Below are 23,129 nucleotides of genomic sequence, written 5' to 3' on the forward strand. Positions count from 1 at the left end.
ACCGAAGATGACGAAATCTGCACAATTTACGCTGCTGCGAGAGGCCTGCCGTGTGCGACAATCAGGGCTGGGCCGCATGGGGCGGTGTGGCAGAAGGAGCGGCGGGGATGGCAGGACCAGAACAAGTGGCGGGATCACCCGGATCGGCGGACGGCGGGCGGGCCGCCTTGGGCGCGCGCATCGCCGATGTGTTCTTTTCCGAACCCCTGTTCGACGCGCTGCCGGACGTGGTGTTCTTCGTCAAGGACCTGGAAGGGCGCTACGTGGTGGTCAACCAGACCCTGGTCCAGCGTTGCGGTGCCCGGCACAAGGCGGCGCTGATCGGGCGCACCCCGGCCGAAGTCTTCGCCCATCCGTTCGGCCAGACCTATCTGGCGCAGGACTTGGCGGTGCTGGCCGGCGGCGGCCAGATCGAGGACCAGCTGGAGCTGCACCTGTACCCCACGCGCGACCCCGGCTGGTGCCTGACCCGCAAGACGGCCCTGCGCGACGCCGGCGGCGCCATCGTCGGCCTGACGGGCGTGTCGCGCGACCTGGCCATGGCCGACCAGAAGAATCCCGCCTACGGCAAGGTGGCCGACGCCGTGCGCAAGATCCACGAGCACTATGACCAGCCGCTGCACCTGCCGGCGCTGGCGCGCACGGCCCACATGTCGGTGGCGCAGATCGAGCGCTACTTCCTGCGCATCTTCCACCTCACGCCGCGCCAGATGATCATCAAGACCCGGCTCGACGCCGCCTCGCGCCTGCTGGCCGGGCCAGACAGCGTGGCCGACATCGCCCAGGCCTGCGGCTACGGCGACCACAGCGCCTTCACACGCCAGTTCAAGGCCACGGTGGGCGTCACGCCCAGCCAGTACCGGCATATGCTGCGGGCGTGAAGCCGGCCAACCACGGCCGCGTCAATTCCGGCGCAAAAATATTTTGTTGTAACGGCGCGTCAGCCGCCCCGGTCCAAGCCGGCTCGCAGGCCGTTGGTCGGACCAATTCGGGCCAGGCGGTGCCGCTCGCGGCCTAGATCGCCCCCTGCGCCACGTGGCTGCGCACGAAGTCGATATGGGTCTGCATGGCGGTGCGCGCCTCCTCCGGCAGGCTGGCGCAGATGGCCTGGCACACGCTGCGATGTTGCTGCAGCAGCTGGTCCGAGGTGGCCGGACTGAGTTCGCGCAGCCCGGTGCCGTTGAGCGTGATGTGCTCGCGCAGCATGCTGATGATGCTCGTGTGCAGATGCAGGAACATGGAGTTGTGCGAGGCCAGGGCGATTGCCTCGTGCAGCTGCGCGTCCACTTCCGCCTCGGCCACCTTGTCGTCCGCCGTGCGGGCCTGCTCCAGCTGCGCCATCAGTCCGGCGATGCGGGCCCGCTCCTGCGGGTCGGCCCGCATGGCGGCGAAATAGGCGGTGGCCCCTTCCAGCACGCGGCGAAATTCCAGGATGTCGTCGCGCACGGCCGGATGGTCGGCCACCAGCTGGCCCCACGGCGAACTGGCCATGCCCGTGCGCAGCTGGTCGGTCACATAGACCCCGGCGCCGGGCCGGCTGCGCACCAGCCCCCGCGCGCTCAGGCGCTGGATCGCTTCCCGTATCGTGTTGCGTGACACGTCGTAGCGCTCGGCCAGCACGCGCTCGGCCGGCAGGCGCGCGTTGGCCGGCAGGCTGCCGTCGAGCAGCGCCTGTTCCAGCTTGCGCATCACATCGGCCACCCGTCCGCCGCCTTGCCTTTCCTGCATGATTGCCCCCTCTGCACGTAAAACGGGCACTGGTCCGACCAATTTGTGCGGCCCCGCCGTCGCTGGGATTATGGGCGCTATAAAACCAAACCGCAACGCAGCACCAGCTGCGCGGCAACCGAGGAGACAGCATGCACGCTCGAGACTATCCCACCGCACCGGACCAGGTGTACCTGTTCGGCACCTGCGTGATCGACCTGTTCATGCCCGAGGCCGGGCTGGACGCGGTGCGCCTGCTGGAACGCGAAGGCCTCACCGTCCACTTCCCCCGTGGCCAGAGCTGCTGCGGCCAGCCCGCCTACAGCAGCGGCAATCCGGAGCAGGCGCGCGCCGTGGCGCTGGCCCAGCTCGACCTGTTCTCCCGGCCGTGGCCCGTGATCGTGCCGTCCGGCTCCTGCGCCGGTATGATGCGCCACCACTGGCCGGCCCTGTTCGAGGACGACCCGGTCGCGCACGCCAAGGCGCTGGAGATGGCTGGCCGCGTGTACGAACTGACCGAATTCCTGCTGCATGTGCTCAAGCTGGCCATTCCCGCCGACGCGCCGCAAGGCCAGGCGCCGGAACGGGTGGTGCTGCACACCTCCTGCGGCGCGCGACGCGAGATGGGCACCCGTGCCCACGGCGTGGCGCTGGTGGACGCGCTGCCCGGCGTGACGCGCGCCGAACATGAACACGAGTCGGAATGCTGCGGTTTCGGCGGCACCTTCTCGCTCAAGCATCCCGACATTTCCGGCGCCATGGTGCGCGACAAGGTGGCCGCCGCCTGCGCCACGGGCTGCGACCGGCTGGTATCGGCCGACTGCGGCTGCCTGCTCAACATCGGCCATGCGGCCCGCCACATGGAGGCGCCGCTGCCGGTCGAACACATGGCCAGCTTCCTGTGGCGCCGCACGGGCGGCGACCAGGCCGGGGCGCAGGGGGCAAAGCAAGAGCAATCGCAAAAACAATCGCAAGGAGCGGCCCAGGAAGCAGCCCAGGAAGCAGCCCAATACGCCGCCCAAGGAGACGCACGATGAGCACCCTGAACGCCCGCGACCTGATGCTGGGACGGCTGCGCGCCGCCGCCCCCGCCACGGCGCAACTGCATGCCGACGAACTGGATCAGCGCATCCGCGCCCACTATGAACGTCGCCGCGCGGAGCAAACCCCGGCCGAACGCGTGGCCGCCATGCAGGCCGCGCTGGCCGCGGCCCATGCCGATGTCTGGTGCGCCACCAGCGCCGAATGGCCGGCCCAGCTGGCCGGCCGCCTGGCCGCGCACGGCGTCCGGCGCCTGCTGCTGGACCCGGCCGGCGCCGAGGGCGCGGCATTGAAGAACATCTTGCCGCCGGCCGTGGAAGCGCTGCCGTTCGCGCGTCCGCTGGAAGCGTGGAAGGCCGAGCTGTTCGACAGCGTGGATGCCGGGTTCACCGTGGCCCGCTCCGGCATCGCCGCCACCGGCACGCTGGTGCTGGCGCCGGATGCCGGCACGCCGCGCACCGTGTCGCTGGTGCCGCCGCTGCACGTGGCGCTGGTGTACGCCGACACGCTGCACGCCGACCTGCAGGCGGCGGCCCAGGCCGAACGGTGGGGCGACGGCATGCCCACCAACCTGGTGCTGGCCTCCAGCCCGTCCAAGACTTCCGACATCCAGCAGACGCTGGCCTACGGTGCCCACGGTCCGCGCTGGATGTGGGTCATCATCGTCACCGACCGCCCGGCGCAAGGAGAGACGCGATGAGCACCGCTCCGCTGCACTTCATGCCATCGGCCGATTTCCGCACCCGTGCCCGCGCGGCGCTGGACGATCCCAAGCTGCGCAAGAGCTTCCGCGGCGCGATGGACTTCCTGCAGAACAAGCGCAGTGTCCAGTTCCCCGACGGCGACGAGCTGGAACAGCTGCGCGACCTGGGCGAAGCGATCCGCCAGCACGCGCTGGCGCACCTGCCCGACCTGCTGGTGCAGCTGGAAACCAACCTGACCGCAGCCGGGGTGCAGGTGCACTGGGCCGCCACGGCCGACGAAGCGAACGCCATCATCCACCGCATCGCCCAGTCGCACCAGGCCAGGAGCGTCATCAAGGGCAAGTCGATGGCGAGCGAGGAGATCGAGCTCAATCACTACCTGCAGGAGCGGGGCGTGACGTGCCTGGAGTCGGACATGGGCGAGTACATCGTCCAGCTGGCCGGCGAGAAGCCGTCGCACATCGTCATGCCGGCCGTGCACAAGACGCGCGGCGACATCGCCGCCCTGTTCGAGCAGCACATCCCCGGCACGCCCTACACGGAAGACGTGGACCAGCTGATCCAGACCGGCCGCCGCGCCCTGCGCCAGGCCTTCGTCGAAGCCGACATCGGCCTGTCCGGCGTGAACTTCGCGGCCGCCGACACGGGCACCCTGTGGCTGGTGGAGAACGAGGGCAACGGCCGCCTGAGCACCACGGTGCCGGACGTACACATCGCCATCATGGGCATGGAAAAAGTGGTAGCCAAGCTCGAGCACATCGTGCCGCTGGCCAGCCTGCTCACGCGCTCGGCCACCGGGCAGGCCATCACCACCTACTTCAACCTGATCTCCGGCCCGCGCCGCCCCGGCGAAATGGATGGTCCGCGCGCCGTGCACCTGGTCCTGCTCGACAACGGCCGCACCCAGGCCTATGCGGACGAACAGCTGCGCGCCACGCTGCAGTGCATCCGCTGCGGCGCCTGCATGAACCACTGCCCCGTGTATGCGCGCGTGGGCGGGCACGCCTACGGTACCACCTATCCCGGCCCGATCGGCAAGATCATCTCGCCCCACCTGCTGGGCCTTGCCGCCACGGCGGACCTGGCCACCGCCTCCAGCCTGTGCGGCGCCTGCGGCGAAGTGTGCCCGGTCCGCATCCCCATCCCGCAACTGCTGATCCGGCTGCGCACGGAAGCGAACCGCGATCCGGCGCAGCAGGTCGACAACCCGCTGCGGGGGCAGGGCGCCCAATACAGCCGCATGGACAAGATGGTGTGGCGCTTCTGGAGCGGCGCCTACGCCAGTCCCACGGCCTACCGTGCCTTCCGCTGGGCCGCCACCCGGCTGCGGGCGTTTACGCCGTCGCAGCAGATGGGCTGGACCCAGCACCGGGCGCCGCTCAAGCCGGCCCCGCGCAGCCTGGCCGATTTGCTGAAGGCGAGGGGGCAGCCGGAATAGGAGTATGGCTGGCCAACCCTGGCCGCCAGCGCAGCAACCCATAACAAGATTTTAACGAGCACCACCCTGGAGGAGTCACCATGCAAGCCTGGAATCAGATCTATACGCCGCTAGGCAGCCTGGGCCTGTCGGCCCTGGTCGCCGCAGTCCCCATCATCTTCTTCTTCGTCGCGCTGGCCGTGTTGCGCATCAAGGGCCACATCGCGGCCGCCGTCACGCTGCTGCTGGCGCTGGCCGTGGCCATCTTCGCCTACGGCATGCCGGTGCAGCAGGCGCTGGCGGCCGCCGGTTTCGGCTTTGCCTACGGCCTGTGGCCGGTGGCGTGGATCATCGTCACCGCCGTGTTCCTGTACAAGATCGTCGACAAGACGGGCCAGCTCGACATCATCCGCGCCTCGGTGCTGTCGATCACGGACGACCAGCGCCTGCAGATGCTGCTGATCGGCTTTGCCTTCGGCGCCTTCCTGGAAGGGGCGGCCGGCTTCGGCGCGCCGGTGGCCATCACGGCCGCGCTGCTGGTGGGCCTGGGCTTCAACCCGCTGTACGCGGCCGGCATGTGCCTGATCGCCAACACGGCGCCGGTGGCGTTCGGCGCCATGGGCATACCCATCATCGTGGCGGGCCAGGTGACGGGCATCGACCCGATGCTGATCGGCGCCATGGCCGGCCGCCAGCTGCCGCTGCTGTCGCTGCTGGTGCCGTTCTGGCTGGTGTTCATGATGGACGGCTTGCGCGGCATCCGCGAAGTGTGGCCGGCCGCGCTGGTCACGGGCGGCAGCTTCGCCTTCACCCAGTACTTCACCTCCAACTTCATCGGCCCTGAACTGCCGGACATTACGTCGGCGCTGGTATGCCTGGTATCGCTGACGGGCTTCCTGAAAGTGTGGCAACCGGCCAGCGCCAAGGCTGCCGTGCGCGTGGGCGGCGGCGCCGCCGCGCTGACCGGCTTCGGCGGCATGGCCGGCAAGCCTGCGGCCAAGGCGGACGGCCGTACCGTGTCGCCCTACTCGATGGCGCAGACGGTGCGTGCCTGGGCGCCGTTCCTGATCCTGACGGCCATCGTCACGGTCTGGAGCCTGCCGCAGTTCAAGGCCATGTTCGGTCCCAAGGGCGCGCTGGCGTCCACCGTCATCAAGGTGCACGTGCCGTTCCTGGACCAGCTGGTGATCAAGACCACCCCCATCGTCACCGCGCCCAAGGCCTATGAGGCGCTGTTCAAGCTGGACCTGCTGTCGGCCGTGGGCACGGCCATCCTGCTGACGGCCATCATCTCGGCCATGCTGCTGCGCATGAAGCCGCGCGCCGCCGTCGCCGCCTTCGGCCAGACCGTGGTCGAGCTGCGCCGCCCCATCCTGTCGATCGGCCTGGTGCTGGCGTTCGCCTTCGTGGCCAACTACTCGGGCATGTCGTCCACGCTGGCGCTGGTGCTGGCCGGGACCGGCGCGGCCTTCCCGTTCTTCTCGCCGTTCCTGGGCTGGCTGGGCGTGTTCCTGACGGGGTCGGACACCTCGTCCAACGCTCTGTTCTGCTCCCTGCAGAACACGACGGCGCACCAGATCGGCGTGTCCGACACGCTGCTGGTGACGGCCAACACCACCGGTGGCGTGACGGGCAAGATGATTTCGCCGCAGTCGATCGCGGTGGCCTGCGCGGCGACAGGGCTGGTGGGCAAGGAGTCGGAACTGTTCCGCTTCACGCTCAAGCATAGCCTGCTGTTCGCGGCGGTGGTGGGGGTGATCACCATGCTGCAAGCCTATGTGCTGGCAGGGATGATCCCCCAGTAGGAAGGAACTTCCGCAGCGGGCCGGGATCGCCGGCCCGCCGTATTGCCGGCTTATGGCCGATACGCGATATGCACGTCGTTGATGGTGCCGTGGAAGGAGAACGGGGCCTGCTCGAAGTAGTCGAGCGAGACGGGCGAGCCGCGGTCGGTGCCCACGTCCAGCGTCTCGGTGGCGCTGAAGGTGATGGCGGCCGTGTAGGGCGCCGTGCCCCTGGCTACTTCGGCGCCGTTGACCGCCAGCGTCAGGTCGGCCGGGCCGCCGCGGCGCCACGAGGTCATTTTGGTGTCGACCGTGATCACGGCATGGCCGGCCGGCAGCTTGCCCTTGGTTTGCAGACGGGTGCGGGCGATATTGAAGCTGTTGTACTCGTAGGTCAGCACGCCGTCCTTCACATACAGGGTCAGGCCGCCGCCGGCACCGCCCAGCGCGTACAGCACGCCGTTGGCGTTCTCCGGCAGGTCCACGTCCACCGTCACGCGGTTGTTGTGGGCCTTGATGTTGGGCGCGGCCATTTCCGGGATGCGGGTTGAGGCCGCGTTCAGGTGCCACTCGGCCTTGTCGTCGTATTTGCGGGGGCGCACCATCACGTCGAAGCTGGCGCCGATCGGGTTGACCTTGTTGGCCTTGGCGTCTTCCTCGAACTTGCGCTTGAGTTCGGCCAGCTTTTCCGGATACTGGGCCGCCAGGTCGTGCGCCTGGCTGTAGTCCGCGTTCAGGTTGAACAAGGTCCACTGGTCGTCTTCCGGTTTCCAGTTGAGCCAGCCGAAGTGGTCGCCCAGCCAGCTGGTGTTGGTCACGATGGACAGCTTGCCGGCCAGCGACACCAGGAAGCTCTGGTCGGCCACCCACGGCTTGCGCGGGCCCATGGTGGACGCCATCCAGCCGGCCGAATATTCGCCGCGGCTCCCCATGATCTCGAAATACTGCTGGCGCTTGTGCTCCGGCGCCTCGGCGTTGTCGAAGGTGTCGGCCAGGCTGGTGCCGTCTATCGGTTCCTGCGCCTTGCCGTCGATCTGTGCGGGCGGCGTGATGCCGGCGACGTCGTAGATGGTGGGCGCGATGTCGTTCACGTGCAGGAACTGGCTGCGCACGGCGGCATCGGGCTTGATGCGGGCCGGCCAGGACACGGCCATCGGCGTGCGCGTGCCGCCCAGGTAGCCGGCCACCAGCTTGGTGCCGACGAAGGGACTCTCGCTGGCCCAGGCCCAGGCCGCATGGTAATGGCCTTCGATCTTCGGACCACCGAGCGCGGCCAGGCCGCCGTAGTTGTCGTTCAGGGCCTTGATCTGCTGCTGCGAGGAGCTGATGATGCCGTTCAGGCCAGTGAGCGAGGCGATCGAACCTTGCATGCCTTCGGACGAGGCGCCGTTGTCGGAGAAGATGTAGAAAATCAGCGTGTTCTCGCGCAGGCCCAGGCGTTCGAGCTCGTCGACGATCTTGCCGGCCTGGGCGTCCGTATGTTCCAGGTAGCCGGCGAACACTTCCATCAGGCGCGCCTGGAACTGCTTTTCCTCGGCGCCCAGGCTGTCCCAGGCCGGCATTTCGGCCGGGCGCGGGGTGTTGGCCGTGTCGGCCGGTATCCAGCCCATGGCTTTCTGGCGCGCGAAGGCGCGGGCCCGGTAGGCGTCCCAGCCGCCGTCGAACTTGCCCTTGTACTTGTCGCTCCACTCCTTGAACACCTGGTGCGGCGCATGCACGGCGCCCGGCGTCCAGTACAGGAAGAATGGCTGGTCGGGATGGCTGGCGTGCTGCTGGTCTATCCACTGGATCGCCTTGTGCGCGATGTCTTCCGTGAAGTGGTACTTGGGGTCGTGCGGCGATTCGACCATTTGGGTGTCGTTGTACAGGTTGGGACTGTACTGGTCCGACTCGCCGCCCAGGAAGCCGTAGAAGTGGTCGAAGCCGTAGCCGGTCGGCCAGTGGTGGTACGGGCCCTGCGCACCCGCCTCGTGGGCCGGCGTGTTGTGCCACTTGCCGAAGGCGGCGCTGGCGTAGTTGTGGCTGTGCAGGACCTGCGGAATGGTGGCCGCCGTGGCCGGGATGATGCCGTTGTAACCGTCGCTGTCGGTGGCCATTTCCGTCACGGTGCCGTTGCCCACCCGGTGGTGGTTGCGTCCCGTCAGCAGGGCGGCGCGGGTGGCCGAGCTGATGGCGGTCGTATGGAAGGCGTTGTATTCGACGCCGGTGGCGGCGATGCGGCTCAGGGTCGGGGTGTGGATCTCGCCGCCCACCGTGTCGGCCTGGGCGAAGCCGGCATCGTCGAGCATGATGATGACGATGTTGGGCGGCTTGGCCGGGCTGGCCGTGGCCGGACGGGGCGCGGCGGCCGGCGTGGCACCGGCCGCTGCGGCGGCGCCGGCGGCGTGCGCGCCCGGTGGCTGGGCGTGCGCCGGCAGCAGGCCGCCCAGGGCCATCAGGCCGAGCGACAGCGAGGTTTTGCTGGGAAGACGGGACGGCGGGAAGTTCATGTAATGCTCCAAAGGTGACACGTTCGGGTGGTGCGGGGACGGTGGGGGCAGGATGCCGGGCGCGCGTCAGGCCGCCTGCGTTTGCGGCAGCGGGTCCGGGCTGCGGCGGTAGGCGCTGGGCGGCACGCCGTTCAGGCGCTTGAAGCTGCGGCTGAAATTGGCCACGTCCGAGTAGCCCAGCTGGTAGGCGATCTCGGACACGGCGAACTTGCCGCCGTCGAGCAGGTGCTTGGCGCGCTCGTTACGGGTGCGCATGGCCAGCTCGCGGTAGCTCACCCCTTCCAGTTCCAGGTAGCGGTCCAGCGTGCGGGCCGAGATGTTGAGCTGGCGCGCCATGTCGTCCAGCGTGGGCTGGCAGTCGTTGGCCTCGCGCAGCATCATCACGATCCATTCGCGAAATTCGCCCGGCGCGCGGCACTCCTGGATCATCTGCTTGCACTGGGCCTCGGCCTGGCGGAAGGCGCGCGGGTCGTGCATGGGCAGCGGCGCGTCCAGGATGGCGGCCGGCATGACGATGCGCACGGTGGGCAGGCCGCCTGCGCAAAAGTGCATGCGCACCGGCTGCAGGCCGCGATAGCGCTGCACGTGGGCCGGCTCCGCCATGGCCATGTGGATGTCGTAGGGGCCGATGCGGCCCTGGCTCAGCGCCATCAGCTGCACGTGGCAGGACACGGCCAGCATCTCCAGGTAGAAGTCGGCGGTGGCCGGGTTCATGGCGGCCACCGGCTGGAACAGCACTTCGGCCAGGTTGCCGCGGCGCTGGTAGCGCAAGGTGAACAGCGGCATGATCAGGCGGTAGTAGCGCGAGGCGAAGTGCAGCGCCTGGTCGATGGTGGCGCAGCTGATCAGGCCATAGCCGACGATGTCGTGCGAATTGAGCTTGATCTGGCGCCCCAGTTCGAAACCGAGGTCGCCCCGGCCCGTCAGGCGCGCCACCTCCGTCAGCAGGGTGTCGATCTGGCCGCGCGTGAGCTTGGCCTGCAGGTCGTTCAGGGAGCGGATCTGGGCCGCGCTCAAGGCGTCGCGGCAGGGCGTGCCGTTGGCCTCCAGGTAGTCGATCAGCTGGGCGAAATAACGGGCCGGCACGAAATGCTCGCTGCTCTTCATGGAACCTCCTGTTTGCGGGTGCGCATCCATGGTCCCGGCACACCGGGGCAACCCGGTACGCGCCGCACCCGGGCGCGTAGCGGCAAATCGGTGGACCGGACGGCGCCGGCGGCAGCGGACTGTGTCAACACTAGCATGTGCGATCCCGTCAGGCGAGCTTGCTGACGCGGACGGCGCTCTTTTGCTGCGCCGACTGTTGTTGCCACGCCCCCTGGCGCCGGGCGCGCAGCCAGCCGCACAGCAGGAACACGGCCAGCAGCACGGCGCCCAGCACGAAGCGCAGGTCGGGGATGATCAGTTCCGACGTGGTGGGCGCCAGGATCAGTTCCAGCGACAGCATCTTGTACGGCTCAATCGGCGCGTAGGCCGGATCGGTCAGCAGCTTGAGGAAGGCGCGGCGGCTGGTGTAGCGCACCAGCAGCACGCGGCTCCAATGGTCCATGCCGGCCCGGTGCTCGAGGATGTTGGGACCTTGCACGTTGCCCGCATACAGGGCGTAACCGCCGGCCTTGAGCAGCAGCGCCATGGCCTGGTCCTCGTAGTGGGCGTTGTTCTGGCGCGGCGTGCCGTCCAGCCGGGCCGCGCCGGGCAAGGTGCGCATGCGCTCGAAATAGCGCATCAGGTTGAGCATGTAGACGGGCTGGCCGTCGTCCGCCTCGCCCCAGGCGCGCAGGCTGTTCAGCACCATCGCCTTGTCGGCCGGGTCGAACGGCAGGTTCTGGTCCACGTAGCGCACGGCGGCGTCGATCTCGGCGGCGCTCAGGCGGTTGTCGATCAACATGCCCGGGTTCTGCCACACGCAGAAGGCCAGCAGGATGGCGGCGAACAGGATGCCGAGGCGGGTTTGGGTCAGCTTGAAGGACATGGCGGAATGGCTCCTGGCAGTTGGCGGGGGCGGGCGGCTTACAGCCAGCCCATTTTTTTCGAGTCGTCCAGGATCACCTTCATCAGCAAGGTGCGCGAGACCCGGCGCAGGTGGTAGATCAGGCGGGCGTAGGGACCGGGCAGCACCATGCCCTTGCCGCGGCGGACGGCGTCGACGATGGCGTCGGCCACCACGGCCGGCGGCGCGCCCTTGTCGCGGTAGTACTGGCCCAGCTTCTCGACTTGGCCGGCGCTGACGATGCGCGCCACGTTCCCGCCCCGCATGGCGGCGATCGGCGTGTTGATGACGCCGGGGCAGATCACGGAAAAGCCCACCTGCGCGCTTGCATGTTCCAGCGCCAGGCTGTCCGACAGGCCCAGCACGGCGTGCTTGGAGGCGGCGTAGGCACTCATGTTGCAGGCCGGCGCCAGGGCGGCGGCCGAGGCCACGTTGACCACGTGGCGCGGACCGGGCGCGCCCAGCATGGCCGGCAGGAAGAAGTGGCAGCCGTGCACCACGCCCATCAGATTCACCTGCAGCACCTTGTGCCACCAGTCGAGCGGGGTATGCAGGAACGGACCCAGGTAGGCGATGCCGGCGTTGTTGACCAGGACGTGGAGCGGCCCCACGGCCGCGTGCACGTCGGCCGCGAAGCGCGCCATGGCGCCGGCATCGGCCACGTCGACGATGAAGGTGCGGCACGTTGCGCCCAGCGCCCGCACCTGCTGCGCCGTCGCCTCCAGCCCGGCCGGATTGATATCGGACAGCAGCAGGCTGGCGCCCTGGCGCGCGAACGCCAGTGCCGTCTCGTGGCCGATGCCGGTAGCGGCGCCGGTCACCAGCACGTGTTTGTGGTTCAGATCGGGAATGGCCATGGTCTCCTCGCATGCGGGCTGCCGCCATTGCGCTGGCGGTCGGTTGATGGAGCGATTATGTGGCCCGCGGTGCCGGAAAACTTGTGATTTCCGGCCATGTGGGCGGTGCGGCGGATTATTTGAGGACGCAAGTATCGGCGCCGCCAGCTTGGCAGATAACCACAAGTTTTCGGCGTGGGGCGGCGCTACGATCGGGCCATCTGTTGTCCACCCCGAGAGAGCGTGTATCCATGAAAGCCGTCGTTTGCCAGAACCAGCAGTTGCGTGTTGAAGAACGTCCCGATCCCGTGCCCGGCAAGGGCCAGGTGCTGCTGCAGGTGCTGCGCTGCGGCATCTGCGGCTCGGACCTGCATGTGCGCCAGCACTGCAACCACATGGGCGAGCTGATGGCGCGCATGGGCTACCGCAACATGGCGCGCGAGGACCAGCCGCTCGTGTTCGGCCACGAATTCTGCGGCGAGGTGCTCGATCACGGTCCCGGCTGCGCGCGCAAGGTGCGCCGCGGCGCCCGCGCCTGCGCCGTGCCCGTGATCCGCCACGCCGACGGCATCGACATGGTGGGCCTGTCCACGCGTTCGCCCGGCGCCTACGCCGAGCGGGTGGTGGTGGAGGAATCGATGCTGATGCCGGTGCCCAATGGCCTGTCGGCCGACCTGGCGGCCCTGACCGAACCGATGGCCGTGGGCTGGCATGCGGTGCGCCGCGGCCAGGTGCCGAAGAATGGCGTGGCCATCGTGATCGGTTGCGGCCCGGTGGGTCTGGCCGTGGTCTGCATGCTCAAGGCGCAGGGCGTCAAGACCGTGATCGCCAGCGATTTTTCGGCGGCGCGGCGCCGCCTGGCCAGCCAGTGCGGGGCCGACATCGTGGTCGATCCGGCCGAGCAGTCGCCCTACGCCGGCTGGGAGGATTACGGCTTCGTGGGCGACTTGAGCGGCTTGCTGGAGCTGGCCGTGGGCACCCGCGAAAAGCTGGGCAAGCTGCCGCTGCCCTGGTGGCACACGTGGCGCGTGGCCGAGAAGCTGGGGCTGGACCCCAAGCGTCCCGTGATCTTCGAATGCGTGGGCGTGCCCGGCGTGCTGCGCCATGTGATCGACGGCGCGCCCATGTTCGCGCGCGTAGTGGTGGTGGGCGTGTGCATGCAGCTCGACCAGTTCGAGCCGGCCGTGGCCATCCACAAGGAGATCGACTTGCGCTTCGTGCTGGGCTACTCGCCGCTCGAATACCGCGATGCGCTGCACATGATCGCCGACGGCAAGGTCAACTGCGCGCCTCTCGTTACCGGCGTGGTGGGGCTGGACGGGGTGGAACAGGCCTTCACCGACCTGGCCAATCCGCAGCTGCACGCCAAGATCCTGATCGATCCGGCCCGCGCCGCCCACACGGGCGCGGCCTGACGCCGCAGCGGTTTGGCCGCCCCGGCTTGCCGCCGCGCCGCAGTGAATGCCGATTTGATGGCGCGGGGCAGCGGCGCCGGCGCTATAATCAGCCGGTAGCATTGCTGCCGGCGCTCCCATCTCGCGACGGCCTGATTGAATCAAACGCGAGAGTGCGGTATGTCCCGTTTTGCCAGTCGTGTTGTATCTGCTTTGCTGCTGGCGCTGCCGCTGGCCTGCGGCGCCGCCCCTATCGAGTTGATGGTCGAGGATGCGGCGTCGCCCTGGTCCAACAGCGACGGTAGCGGCTATGCCAACGAACTGGTGCTGGCCGCCTTTGCCGCCGCGCACGCGGACGTCAAGTTGACGGTGGTGCCCTATGCCCGCTGCAAGATCTACGTGATGGCCGGCGCCGTGGCCGGCTGCTTCAGCATGGCTGATGCGCCCGAGCTGCATGGCAAGGTGCGCTTTGCCGACGCGCCCTTGTTCCTGGCCTATCCGCGCTTTTTCCAGAATACGGCCCGTCCCGTCGCCGCCCGTTCCCTGGCCGAGCTGGCGCCTGGCACGCGGGTCGCCATCGTCAACGGTTACGAATATCCGCCCGAGGTGATGCGCCTGGAGCAGCGCGGCATACGGTTGTTGGCGGCCCGTTCCGAAGCGGCCAACCTGAAGAAGCTTGCGGCCGGCCGGGTGGACCTGGCGCTGGCCATGATGGACGACATCAAGACTGACGAGGTGTTGTTGCGCGAGGCGCAGGTCGAAGGCGTGGCGTTCGCATTCCAGGCCGTCTCGCAGGGATCGTACCTGGGCTTTTCCACCGCCCACCCGGACGGCGAGCGGGCGCGCGTGCTGTTTAACAGCGGCTACGCCATCATCGTTGCCAATGGCGTCAAGCGCGCCGTCGATCGCAAGTGGAATCTGCCTTCTGCTCCTGGCGCAGGAAGTCCAGCAAAAGGGCGTTGACGCGCTCGGGCGCGTCCAGCTGCAGCCAGTGATTGGCGCCGGTCACCTGTTCGTAGCGCCATGGGCCGCTCACGTAGTTTTCCGTGGCGCGCATCTGCTGCTCGCACAGGAAGTTGTCGCCGCTGCTGTAGACGCCCATCACCGGCATCGTCACCGAAGGGAAGATGGTGGGCAGGATCAGGTGCAGGTTGGCGCGGTAATAGTTGATGGCCGCGCGCAGCCGGCCCGGCCGCCTGAGCGGCACTATGCAGTGCTGCGCCGCTTCCGGGTAGTCCATCAGGCGGCGGAACAGGGTCCAGTCGCGCGCCCGCAGTCCCGCCTCGGCCAGGCCGCGCAGCTGCAGCAGCAGGATGTAATAGCCCTTGAGTTTCTGCTCCAGCGGCGCGCGCGCGTAGGCGGTGGGGTGGCCGACCGACAGCGCCGCGTAGCGTTCCACCCGCTGCGGATGGCGGATGCACAGCTGCCAGCAGATCACCGCGCCCCAGTCGTGGCCCACCAGCTTGACCTGGTCTATGCCCAGCGCATCGAGCACGCCCACCAGGTCCGCGACCAGGTTGGCGATGGCGTAGTCGCGCGTGGCAGGCAGCAGGTCGGACTCGCCGCAGCCGCGCATGTCGGGCGCGATCACGCGGTAGCCGGCCGCCACCAGCGCCGGGATCTGCTTGCGCCACACGGAATGGTCATCAGGGAAGCCGTGGACCAGCAGCACGTCCGGTCCGCTGCCTTCGACCACGACGTTGAGGGTGATGCCGTTGACTTGCAGGCGGCGGGAAGAGAAGGACACGGCGGTCTCCTGTTGCAGGTTGGATGAAGGGGGGATGCTACCGATATTGTAGGAAGCCGATCCGGTCTATACTTGTGATTTTCGGCCAAGCACGTCCCCCCATGCCGCTGTACGAACCGATACTGCCGTCGCGCTACCTGTCGCGCCTCATGTCCACGCTGGACGAGGCAGCGCGTGGCTGGCTGCGCGCGCAGCTCGCCGAACTGGGGCTGAGCGAGGCCGTGCTGGCCGAGCCGGGCAACGTGCTGACCATGGCCGCCTTCGAGCGCATCTTGACGGGGCTGGCGCAGCGCACCGGCCGCAGCGACCTTGGGTTTGCCATGGGCCTGGCCATGACGCCGGACGACCACGGCCCGCTGGTGCCGCTGATGCGCCGCTGCACCACCATCGACGAGGTGTTCCAGGTGGCGACCCGTTATTTCCGTCTGATGTCGCCCGTCTTCTCCATGCACTACCACCGTTATCCCGACCGCGGCGAACTGGTCTACCGGCCCGCCGCGCCGATGGCGGCCGACACCATGGTGACGGTGATGGAGCTGTACGTGGTGTCGGTCCATCCCTACCTGCGGGCCACGCTGGGCGAGCGGCTGCCGCCGTATGACGTCTACATGTCGATCGCCGCGCCGCCCCATGTGCAGCGCTACGCCGCGCTCAAGCCGGCCCGCTTTCACTTCAGCGATGGCAATCTGCCGCTGGCGCGGGTGGTGCTGCCGGAAGCGACGCTCAAGCTGCCTTTGCGCTGGCAGGGCGCGCCGGACCCCGACCAGCAACTGGCCGACCTTGACAAGCTACAGGGCGGCATCGGCCGCGCCGGCGACTGCAGCGGCTGGATACGGCTGATGCTGCTGGTGAGCGAAGGCTACCAGCCCACCATCGCCGATTTCGCGGCCATGCTCAACGTCAGCACCCGCACGCTGGCGCGCACGCTCGAGAGCGAGGGCACATCGCTGCGGGCGCTGGCCAAGGACGTGCGCCACCAGCGCGCCCGCACGCTGCTGCGCGACCCGCTGCAGCCGGTGTCGCAGATCGCCTACCGCCTGGGCTACAGCGACGTGGCCAACTTCAGCCACGCCTTCAAGGCCGAAGCGGGCTGCAGTCCGCGCGCCTGGCGCCAGGGCGCCGCCGCCGACGCGGCTTAGCATGGGAACGCCGCGCATGTCCCAGTCCACATCCGTGTCCATGCCCGAGTCTTTGTCCGAGCCTGCATCCGAGCCCACGTCCGAACCCACGTCCGAGCCCACGTCCGAGCCCCTATCCGAGCCTATGTCCGACCCTATGCCCGAACCCATGTCCGAACCGCTGTCTGCCGATCTGTCCGATCCTTCCGCCACCGTGCGCCGGCATGCCATGCGCGCCCTGTTCGACCAGTTCGACAGCCTGTACGAAGGCGCCATCGCCGTCGACTGCCAGGGCCGCATCAGCTGGATCGACGACAAATACATGTCGATGCTGGGACTGCACGACCCGCAGCAAGTGCTGGGGCGCGACATCGAGCACGTGATCCCCAACAGCCTGCTGCGCGAAGTGATCCGGACGGCCCAGCCCATCCTGCTCGACATCATGGAATTCGGCCAGCAGTCGTTCGTCGTCACCCGCCTGCCGCTGCGTGACGGCCAAGGCCAGGGTGAGGTGGTGGGCGCGGTCGGCTTCGTGCTGTACGAACGGCTGCACCACCTCAAGCCGCTGGTAGCCAAATTCGCCTCGCTGCAGCAGGAGCTGGACGCGGCCCGGCGCGGCCTGGCCGAGCACCGCCGCGCCAAGTACACGCTGGACCATTTCGTGGGCGCTTCGCCGGCCTCCGTGGAAATCAAGCGCCAGGCCACGCGCGCCGCGCAGCAGGATGTGAGCGTGCTGCTGCTGGGCGAGACGGGCACCGGCAAGGAAATCCTGGCCAACGCCATCCACGCCATGTCGGCCCGCGCCGGCGCGCCCTTCATCGGCGTGAACATGGCGGCGGTGCCGGAGTCGCTGCTGGAGGCGGAATTTTTCGGCGTGGCGCCGGGCGCCTACACGGGCGCGGACAAGAAGGCGCGCGAGGGCAAGTTCAAGCTGGCCGACGGCGGCACCCTGTTCCTCGACGAGATCGGCGACATGCCGCTGGCCGTGCAGGGCAAGTTGCTGCGCGTGCTGCAGGAGCAGGAGATTGAGCTGCTCGGCTCGAACAAGGTGCTCAAGATTGACGTGCGCGTGATCGCCGCCACCAGCGTCGACCTGCCGGCGCTGGTGGCGCAGGGGCGCTTTCGCTCCGACCTGTACTACCGCCTCAACGTGCTGCCGATCCAGCTGCCGCCGCTGCGCGCGCGCCTGTCGGACCTGGCGCCCCTGTGCGACGCACTGCTGCAGCAGATTTTCGAGCGCAACGGCATGCGGCGCCGCTCCGTCACGCCGGCCGCCTGCGCGCTGCTGGCGCGCTACCCGTGGCCGGGCAATGTGCGCGAGCTGCGCAACGTGCTGGAGCGGGCCTGCATCCTGAGCGACCGGGGGCGGCTCGATGTGGACGATTTCGCGGCCATGCTGCCGGCCGCCGTGGCCGCCGCTGCGCCGTCCGTGGCCGGCGTCGATGGCGTGGCCGATGCCGCATCCATCGCGCCCGCCGTGCGCCCGTACGCCGAGGCGCTGGCCGAGTTCGACCGCGCCATGGTGCGCGACGCGCTGGCGGCGGCCGGCGGCAACGTGCCGGCCGCCGCCAGGCTGCTGGGCCTGTCGCGCGCGGCGATGTACAAGCGGGTGGCCGCGCTGGCCAAGGGCGGGCATCCAAGCTAGCGGACGTCGCGGTACCCGAGTCCGCCTTGCGCGCGGCCGCCACTTGTATTCGCCGCAAGCGGGCTGGGAGTGAGGCCTGTTCGGCGTTGTGGGCCCCTGTGGCGAAGCTTCTATTTCCACTTCTGTTTTCTTCTGCATTCCTCGATTTGAACCTGTTCCGTGTTTGCAGGTCTAAAGAGAAGGATGCAGAACAAACCAGAAGGAGAAATAGAATGGAATCCACAGTGAGCCTGCCGCTCCACAGCAGTACCTTGTCCCGCCTTGTCGCACACTTGCGGCAAGGTGACAGTGGCCCGCAACCCGCCGCAGACGTTTGATCAAGCAAAAAATGCGCTTAGTCTCGCGGGCAAGACAGTAGTCTCGTCGGCGAGATAGTACGGATTGATGCGGTGCACAAGGCCGGCCCCGCCCCGCCGCGCGCTCCGCTTGTCTCGTCAACGAGACGAAACCGCCATCATGCCCGTCCGCGCGGCCGCCCGTCCTGGGCGCCGCGACAACTTTCCTTTTTGAAACAAGTACTTGGCGCGCATGGCACGATCATTGCGAATGTCCGCTGCGCGCATCCGGATCGCAGCGGCCAGCAGAGCCGTCGGCCGGCATGTCCCCCCTTTGAATCATCTGTACTGGAGACTACCCTTGAGCTTTATTATCGTGCTGGCCGCCCTGGCCCTGCTGATGCTGGTCGCCTATCGCGGCTACAGCGTCATCCTGTTCGCGCCCGTGTGCGCCCTGCTGGCCGTGCTGTTCACGGACCCGTCCTACGTGCTGCCCATGTTCAGCGGCATCTTCATGGAAAAGATGGTCGGCTTCGTCAAGCTGTACTTCCCCGTGTTCATGCTGGGCGCCGTATTCGGCAAGCTGATTGAATTGTCCGGCTACTCGCAGTCCATCGTGTCGGCCGTGATCGGCCTGCTGGGGCGCGAGCGCGCCATGCTGTCCATCGTCATGGTGTGCGCCATCCTCACCTATGGCGGCGTGTCGCTGTTCGTCGTGGTATTCGCCGTCTACCCGTTCGCGGCCGAGATGTTCCGCCAGAGCGACATCCCCAAGCGCCTGATCCCCGGCACCATCGCCCTGGGCGCCTTCACCTTCACCATGGATTCGCTGCCGGGCAGCCCGCAGATCCAGAACATCATCCCCACCACCTTCTTCAAGACCGACACCTGGGCCGCGCCGTGGCTGGGCGTGATCGGTTCCGTGTTCATCCTGGCCGCGGGTCTGAGCTATCTGTCGTGGCGCCGCCGCCAGGCCGCCGCCGCCGGCGAAGGCTATGGCAGCGGCCATTTCAACGAGCCGGCCGCCGTGGCGCTGGAGCGCCTGCCCCATCCGCTGCTGGCGCTGCTGCCACTGGTGCTGGTGGGCGTGCTCAATAAATACTTCACGCTGGCCATCCCCAAGGTGTTCGGCGCCAGCTTCACGGCCAACCTGCCCGGTCATCCGCTGGTGGTCGACGTGAGCAAGCTGGTGGCCATCTGGGCGGTGGAGGGCGCGCTGCTGGCCGGCATCCTGGTGGTGCTGGCCTGCGCCTTCCGGCGCGTGATCGCCCACCTGGCCGACGGTTCGCGCGCGGCCATCAGCGGCGCCCTGCTGGCGTCCATGAACACGGCCTCGGAATACGGTTTTGGCGGCGTGATCGCGGCGCTGCCGGGCTTCCTGCTGGTGTCGGACGCGCTCAAGAGCGTGCCCAATCCGCTGCTCAACGAAGCCGTCACCGTCACGGCGCTGGCCGGCATTACCGGTTCCGCGTCCGGCGGCATGAGCATCGCGCTGGCCGCCATGGCCGACAGCTTCATCCAGGCCGCGCAGGCCGCCCATATTCCGATGGAAGTGCTGCACCGCGTGGCCTCCATGGCCAGCGGCGGCATGGATACGCTGCCCCACAACGGCGCCGTCATCACGCTGCTGGCCGTGACGGGGCTGACGCACCGCGTGTCCTACCGCGACATCTTCGCCATCACCATGATCAAGACGGCCGCCGTGTTCGTCGTGATCGCCGCCTTCCTGCTCACCGGGATCTACTGATATGAGCACATCCACTCTCATGCTGCAGGATAAAGTCGCCCTCGTCACCGGTTCCACCTCCGGCATCGGCCTGGGCATCGCCCACGCCCTGGCCGCCAGCGGCGCGCACGTCGTGCTCAATGGCTTCGGCGACGTGCAGGAGATCGAAGCGCTGCGCGCCGGCATCGAGCAGCGCTACGGCGTGCAGGCCGTGTACCAGGGCGCCGACATGGCGCGCGCCGCCGACATCGAAGCGATGATGGCCGCCGTGCTGGCGCGTTTTGGCCGCATCGACATCGTCGTCAACAACGCCGGCATCCAGCATGTGGCCGACGTGGACGCCTTCCCGGTCGAGAAGTGGGACGCCATCCTGGCCATCAACCTCAGTTCCGCCTTCCACACCACGCGCCTGGCGCTGCCGTCGATGAAGCGCAACAACTGGGGCCGCATCATCAACGTCGCCTCGGTGCACGGGCTGGTGGCGTCGGCCCAGAAGTCGGCCTACGTGGCGGCCAAGCATGGCGTGGTGGGTTTGACCAAGGCCGTGGCGCTGGAGTTGGCGCAGACGGGCGTGACCTGCAACGCCATCTGCCCCGGCTGGGTACTCACGCCGCTGGTGCAGAACCAGGTCGACGCGCTGGCGGCCCGGCGCGGCATCGGCGCGGAACAGGCCAGGGCGGAGCTGCTGGCGCAAAAGCAGCCGTCCGGCGGCTTCGTCACGCCCGAGCAGTTGGGGGCGCTGGCCGTGTTCTTCTGCAGCGACGCCGCCCGCGAAGTGCGCGGCGTGGCCTGGAACATGGATGGCGGCTGGGTGGCACAATAGCGGGTAGGGAACGGCGGCCGGTTGCCGGTGCCGGCCGATGCTGGGCCGTCTTGAACAGGGAGAGCGCGGATGCAAACGCAATTTGGAATTCTGGCGGCAGAGGTATTAAAACTCGCGCCGGATGAGCGGGAAGCTTTTGTGCTATTGCTCGCCGCCAGCCTGGACCAGGATGCTGGCGGGGAAGAGGCGTTGGCAATCGAAGTGGAGCGTCGTGTTGCCGGCGTGGAGAGCGGCGCCATGCAAACCATTCCACTTGATGAAGCTTTGGTCCTGGTGCGCGCAGGCTTAGCGTGACGTTGGGTCCCGTGGCGCCCGCCGGCCCGCGGCTAGCGGCAACGGAAGACCAGCGTCCCGGCAACCAGTTCGCCCTTGTGTAAGGTCCAAGTTGCCAGACATTGTTTGACCGACCCCGGGGCCAGCCGCAGAAAGCGTTTGGTGCCCAGGTAGAGGCAATCTATCCGATAAACGGCAGGTGGCGAGCCTGCCCGCATGTTCCATTGCTGGAATAAGGTGTCGCCGTGCCGCCATTGCTGGTCCGGTGGGCCGCTAGGCAGTGCTTCCTCATTCAACGTGTCACCGGGGAGATAAGCCAATACGCGAACTGATTCCAACACCCCGCCAGCATCCATCCAATCCGATGGCGCCCGCGCGGGGCATTGCAAGGTGGCCGACATGCTGGTGCCGGAAAAGACAATGGCACCAGCCAGCGCAAGCCGGACCAGCTTCACTGGACCACCGAATAGTTTTCGGCGGCGCGCCCCCGGCCTATACTTTTTGGCATGCCGAAGCGTATCGTCCTTTTTCCCGGCTTCATACCTTTCCATTGGTCGAATACCTCGATGCCGCCCGCTGTGGCGCGAATAAAGATCGCGGCATGGTTGCCATGAGTGTAGTTCGGATAGCGGCCGTGGACAAATGTGGCAATGGCGGTTCCAGGCGCAATTGTTTTCCCATCCTTCAATAGGGAACTTACTTGCGCCCCCTGTTTCCATAGTGATGATGGCGGTGCGCCAGTCAATTTTTTGACCAGCGTAACGCATTGACCGTTACCGATGACTTCTTTTTCATCGGTAAAATTTCCCGTGGCGATATATGGCATGATGACCTCGCTTTAGTTAGAGTTGTCATGTTAGCGGAGGGGGCTTTGGTGGATTTGAGGTCGCTCATACGCCATGCACCATGGGGACGTGGCGCTGATCGGTCAGTTCGCTATGCGGCATCATTGATCGCCAGGCGAAGAATTATTGGAGGTGCGTGGCGGCTTGGCTTGCCCCACGGCCCGCTCAAACGACGACTAACCTCAGGGAGTAATGCTATGGACCAGCAATTCAACGACGGCTTGCAGATGCGCAAGCAAGTGATGGGCGACGACTTTGTCGAGCGCGCCTTCGCCAACGCGGACACCTTTACCCAGCCGCTGCAGGAATTCATCACCCGCAACGCCTGGGGCACGGTGTGGTGCCGCGACGGCCTGGACCTGAAGACCCGCAGCCTGTTGACGCTGTCGATGCTGACGGCGCTGGGCCGTTCGCACGAGATCAAGGGCCACGTGCGCGGCGCGCTGAACAACGGCGCCACCATCAAGGAAATCCAGGAAGTGCTGCTGCATGCGGCCGTCTACTGCGGCGCGCCGTTGGCGGTGGACGCGTTCCGCGCGGCGCAGGAAGCCTTGCAAGCGATGGAAGCGGCAAAAGATTGACGCCGGACCGCCCAGCGGTGAAGATAGGAAAAAACTGGAAAGGCGGACAACGATGGTGAAACAGACGGATTCGGTCCTTGGTTCGGACGCGCGCGCGCGCGATGGCGGCGCGCCGGGATGGGGTGTAGCGGGCGATGTGTCACGTCGACCCCGCGCCCGCGCCACGTCTTCTGCGCGGCAGGCGGGCATCGTCAAGCCGCGCCTGGCGGCGGCCGTCGCCGCGCTGGTGCTGTTGGCGGGAGCGGGGCTGTACTATGTCACCCAGCGCTCGGCCAAGCAGGAAATGGTTGACGATGCGGCCAGAGTGCCGCCGCCGCCACCGGAAGCGGGCCCCGTCCTGGCCGGCAGCAAGACCGTCAATGAACTGCTGAACCTGGCCATCGCCCACCTCGAGCAGGGCAACCTGGCCGAGGCCGAGAAGGATTTGCAGGCGGCCCGCGCCCATGCGCCGCAGCAGCCGCTGGTGGCCTACAACACGGCGATCCTGCGCCTCAAGCAGCACCGCGTGGACGACGCGTTGCGCGAGCTCGACGCCAGCTTCGCGGCCGGCTTCAGCTACTTCGACCAGCTCGACATGGACAACGACCTCGATCCGATCCGCGACAATCCCCGTTTCGTGGCGCTGGTGGCCAAGTACCGCAAGCCGGCGCCAGCCAAGTGAGGCGGCGCTGAGGATGAATGCAAAAAGGCCGTCAATCACGTTTCCATGAATGACGGCCCTTGCAGAATCCTGG

At 67.7% G+C, this 23,129-nt stretch carries 22 protein-coding genes; 14 read left to right on the plus strand and 8 right to left on the minus strand.

Going from position 1 to position 23,129, the window contains the following annotated elements; all coding sequences use genetic code 11:
- The first annotated feature begins 107 nt into the window (after nucleotides 1-107).
- On the plus strand, nucleotides 108-881 hold the full coding sequence (locus AC3WOS_RS14270) for an AraC family transcriptional regulator (protein ID WP_492716682.1): 774 nt from the start codon (nucleotides 108-110) through the stop codon (nucleotides 879-881).
- Nucleotides 882-1,014: 133 nt separating this feature from the next.
- Here the strand turns inward: AC3WOS_RS14270 and AC3WOS_RS14275 are convergent, their stop codons facing one another.
- Nucleotides 1,015-1,728: a FadR/GntR family transcriptional regulator gene (locus AC3WOS_RS14275; RefSeq protein ID WP_492716683.1), complete on the minus strand. Its 714-nt coding sequence runs from the start codon at nucleotides 1,726-1,728 to the stop codon at nucleotides 1,015-1,017.
- Nucleotides 1,729-1,859: 131 nt separating this feature from the next.
- On the opposite strand from AC3WOS_RS14275, the gene AC3WOS_RS14280 reads away from it, so the two are divergent.
- The 4 genes from AC3WOS_RS14280 to AC3WOS_RS14295 all read left to right on the plus strand — a co-directional run bounded on the left by AC3WOS_RS14280 (nucleotide 1,860) and on the right by AC3WOS_RS14295 (nucleotide 6,674).
- Nucleotides 1,860-2,744, plus strand: coding sequence for a (Fe-S)-binding protein (locus AC3WOS_RS14280; protein WP_492716684.1), 885 nt, complete (start codon nucleotides 1,860-1,862; stop codon nucleotides 2,742-2,744).
- A gap of 5 nt (nucleotides 2,745-2,749) precedes the next feature.
- Nucleotides 2,750-3,448 carry a LutC/YkgG family protein gene (locus tag AC3WOS_RS14285; RefSeq protein ID WP_492716759.1) on the plus strand — a complete coding sequence of 233 codons (699 nt, stop codon included), beginning with the start codon at nucleotides 2,750-2,752 and terminating at the stop codon, nucleotides 3,446-3,448.
- Nucleotides 3,445-4,890 (plus strand): LutB/LldF family L-lactate oxidation iron-sulfur protein, encoded by a 1,446-nt coding sequence (locus AC3WOS_RS14290; protein WP_492716685.1) that lies wholly within the window; start codon nucleotides 3,445-3,447, stop codon nucleotides 4,888-4,890. Before AC3WOS_RS14285 ends, AC3WOS_RS14290 begins: the two co-directional genes overlap by 4 nt.
- A gap of 80 nt (nucleotides 4,891-4,970) precedes the next feature.
- Nucleotides 4,971-6,674 (plus strand): lactate permease LctP family transporter, encoded by a 1,704-nt coding sequence (locus AC3WOS_RS14295; RefSeq protein WP_492716686.1) that lies wholly within the window; start codon nucleotides 4,971-4,973, stop codon nucleotides 6,672-6,674.
- 50 nt (nucleotides 6,675-6,724) lie between these two features.
- On the opposite strand, the gene AC3WOS_RS14300 is transcribed toward AC3WOS_RS14295, so the two are convergent.
- The 4 genes from AC3WOS_RS14300 to AC3WOS_RS14315 form a co-directional block, all read right to left on the minus strand.
- The gene (locus AC3WOS_RS14300) at nucleotides 6,725-9,142 is read right to left on the minus strand and encodes a sulfatase family protein (RefSeq protein WP_492716687.1); all 2,418 of its coding nucleotides are present in this window, start codon (nucleotides 9,140-9,142) and stop codon (nucleotides 6,725-6,727) included.
- A gap of 66 nt (nucleotides 9,143-9,208) precedes the next feature.
- Entirely contained in the window at nucleotides 9,209-10,249 is a 1,041-nt protein-coding gene (locus tag AC3WOS_RS14305; RefSeq protein ID WP_492716688.1) for a helix-turn-helix domain-containing protein, read from the minus strand.
- A 148-nt stretch (nucleotides 10,250-10,397) separates the two neighbouring features.
- A complete protein-coding gene (locus tag AC3WOS_RS14310) occupies nucleotides 10,398-11,114 on the minus strand; it encodes a hypothetical protein (RefSeq protein WP_492716689.1) in 717 nt (238 codons plus the stop codon).
- 38 nt (nucleotides 11,115-11,152) lie between these two features.
- Nucleotides 11,153-11,989, minus strand: coding sequence for an SDR family NAD(P)-dependent oxidoreductase (locus AC3WOS_RS14315; RefSeq protein ID WP_492716690.1), 837 nt, complete (start codon nucleotides 11,987-11,989; stop codon nucleotides 11,153-11,155).
- 230 nt (nucleotides 11,990-12,219) lie between these two features.
- Between AC3WOS_RS14315 and AC3WOS_RS14320 the strand changes: the two genes are divergently transcribed.
- Nucleotides 12,220-13,383, plus strand: coding sequence for a zinc-binding dehydrogenase (locus AC3WOS_RS14320; RefSeq protein ID WP_492716691.1), 1,164 nt, complete (start codon nucleotides 12,220-12,222; stop codon nucleotides 13,381-13,383).
- A 159-nt stretch (nucleotides 13,384-13,542) separates the two neighbouring features.
- Nucleotides 13,543-14,325, plus strand: coding sequence for a hypothetical protein (locus AC3WOS_RS14325; protein WP_492716692.1), 783 nt, complete (start codon nucleotides 13,543-13,545; stop codon nucleotides 14,323-14,325).
- Here the strand turns inward: AC3WOS_RS14325 and AC3WOS_RS14330 are convergent.
- A complete protein-coding gene (locus tag AC3WOS_RS14330; protein ID WP_492716693.1) occupies nucleotides 14,252-15,109 on the minus strand; it encodes an alpha/beta fold hydrolase in 858 nt (285 codons plus the stop codon). The two genes, AC3WOS_RS14325 and AC3WOS_RS14330, sit on opposite strands and share 74 nt — an antisense overlap.
- A gap of 101 nt (nucleotides 15,110-15,210) precedes the next feature.
- On the opposite strand from AC3WOS_RS14330, the gene AC3WOS_RS14335 reads away from it, so the two are divergent.
- The 5 genes from AC3WOS_RS14335 (at nucleotide 15,211) to AC3WOS_RS14355 (ending at nucleotide 20,990) form a co-directional block, all read left to right on the plus strand.
- Nucleotides 15,211-16,248, plus strand: a complete 1,038-nt coding sequence (locus AC3WOS_RS14335; protein WP_492716694.1) for a helix-turn-helix domain-containing protein — start codon at nucleotides 15,211-15,213, stop codon at nucleotides 16,246-16,248.
- Nucleotides 16,249-16,396: 148 nt separating this feature from the next.
- Entirely contained in the window at nucleotides 16,397-17,872 is a 1,476-nt protein-coding gene (locus AC3WOS_RS14340) for a sigma-54 interaction domain-containing protein (RefSeq protein ID WP_492716760.1), read from the plus strand.
- Nucleotides 17,873-18,508: 636 nt separating this feature from the next.
- Complete coding sequence (locus AC3WOS_RS14345; protein WP_492716695.1) at nucleotides 18,509-19,894, plus strand: GntP family permease; 1,386 nt, start codon at nucleotides 18,509-18,511, stop codon at nucleotides 19,892-19,894.
- A gap of 19 nt (nucleotides 19,895-19,913) precedes the next feature.
- Nucleotides 19,914-20,696 (plus strand): 3-hydroxybutyrate dehydrogenase, encoded by a 783-nt coding sequence (locus tag AC3WOS_RS14350; protein ID WP_492716761.1) that lies wholly within the window; start codon nucleotides 19,914-19,916, stop codon nucleotides 20,694-20,696.
- A 69-nt stretch (nucleotides 20,697-20,765) separates the two neighbouring features.
- Nucleotides 20,766-20,990, plus strand: coding sequence for an addiction module protein (locus tag AC3WOS_RS14355; protein WP_492716696.1), 225 nt, complete (start codon nucleotides 20,766-20,768; stop codon nucleotides 20,988-20,990).
- Between the two features lie 32 nt (nucleotides 20,991-21,022).
- On the opposite strand, the gene AC3WOS_RS14360 is transcribed toward AC3WOS_RS14355, so the two are convergent.
- Together AC3WOS_RS14360 and AC3WOS_RS14365 are read right to left on the minus strand one after the other, a co-directional pair.
- Nucleotides 21,023-21,424, minus strand: a complete 402-nt coding sequence (locus AC3WOS_RS14360) for a hypothetical protein (protein ID WP_492716697.1) — start codon at nucleotides 21,422-21,424, stop codon at nucleotides 21,023-21,025.
- Nucleotides 21,421-21,795, minus strand: a complete 375-nt coding sequence (locus AC3WOS_RS14365) for a BPSL0067 family protein (RefSeq protein WP_492716698.1) — start codon at nucleotides 21,793-21,795, stop codon at nucleotides 21,421-21,423. The genes AC3WOS_RS14360 and AC3WOS_RS14365 overlap by 4 nt, the downstream gene beginning before the upstream one ends.
- Nucleotides 21,796-22,011: 216 nt before the next feature.
- Between AC3WOS_RS14365 and pcaC the strand changes: the two genes are divergently transcribed.
- Nucleotides 22,012-22,395 (plus strand): 4-carboxymuconolactone decarboxylase, encoded by a 384-nt coding sequence (gene pcaC / locus AC3WOS_RS14370; protein ID WP_492716699.1) that lies wholly within the window; start codon nucleotides 22,012-22,014, stop codon nucleotides 22,393-22,395.
- A gap of 52 nt (nucleotides 22,396-22,447) precedes the next feature.
- Nucleotides 22,448-23,056 carry a TPR end-of-group domain-containing protein gene (locus AC3WOS_RS14375; RefSeq protein ID WP_492716700.1) on the plus strand — a complete coding sequence of 203 codons (609 nt, stop codon included), beginning with the start codon at nucleotides 22,448-22,450 and terminating at the stop codon, nucleotides 23,054-23,056.
- Nucleotides 23,057-23,129: the final 73 nt, after the last annotated feature.

It is taken from the genome of Rugamonas sp. FW305-51 (genome assembly GCF_058786935.1).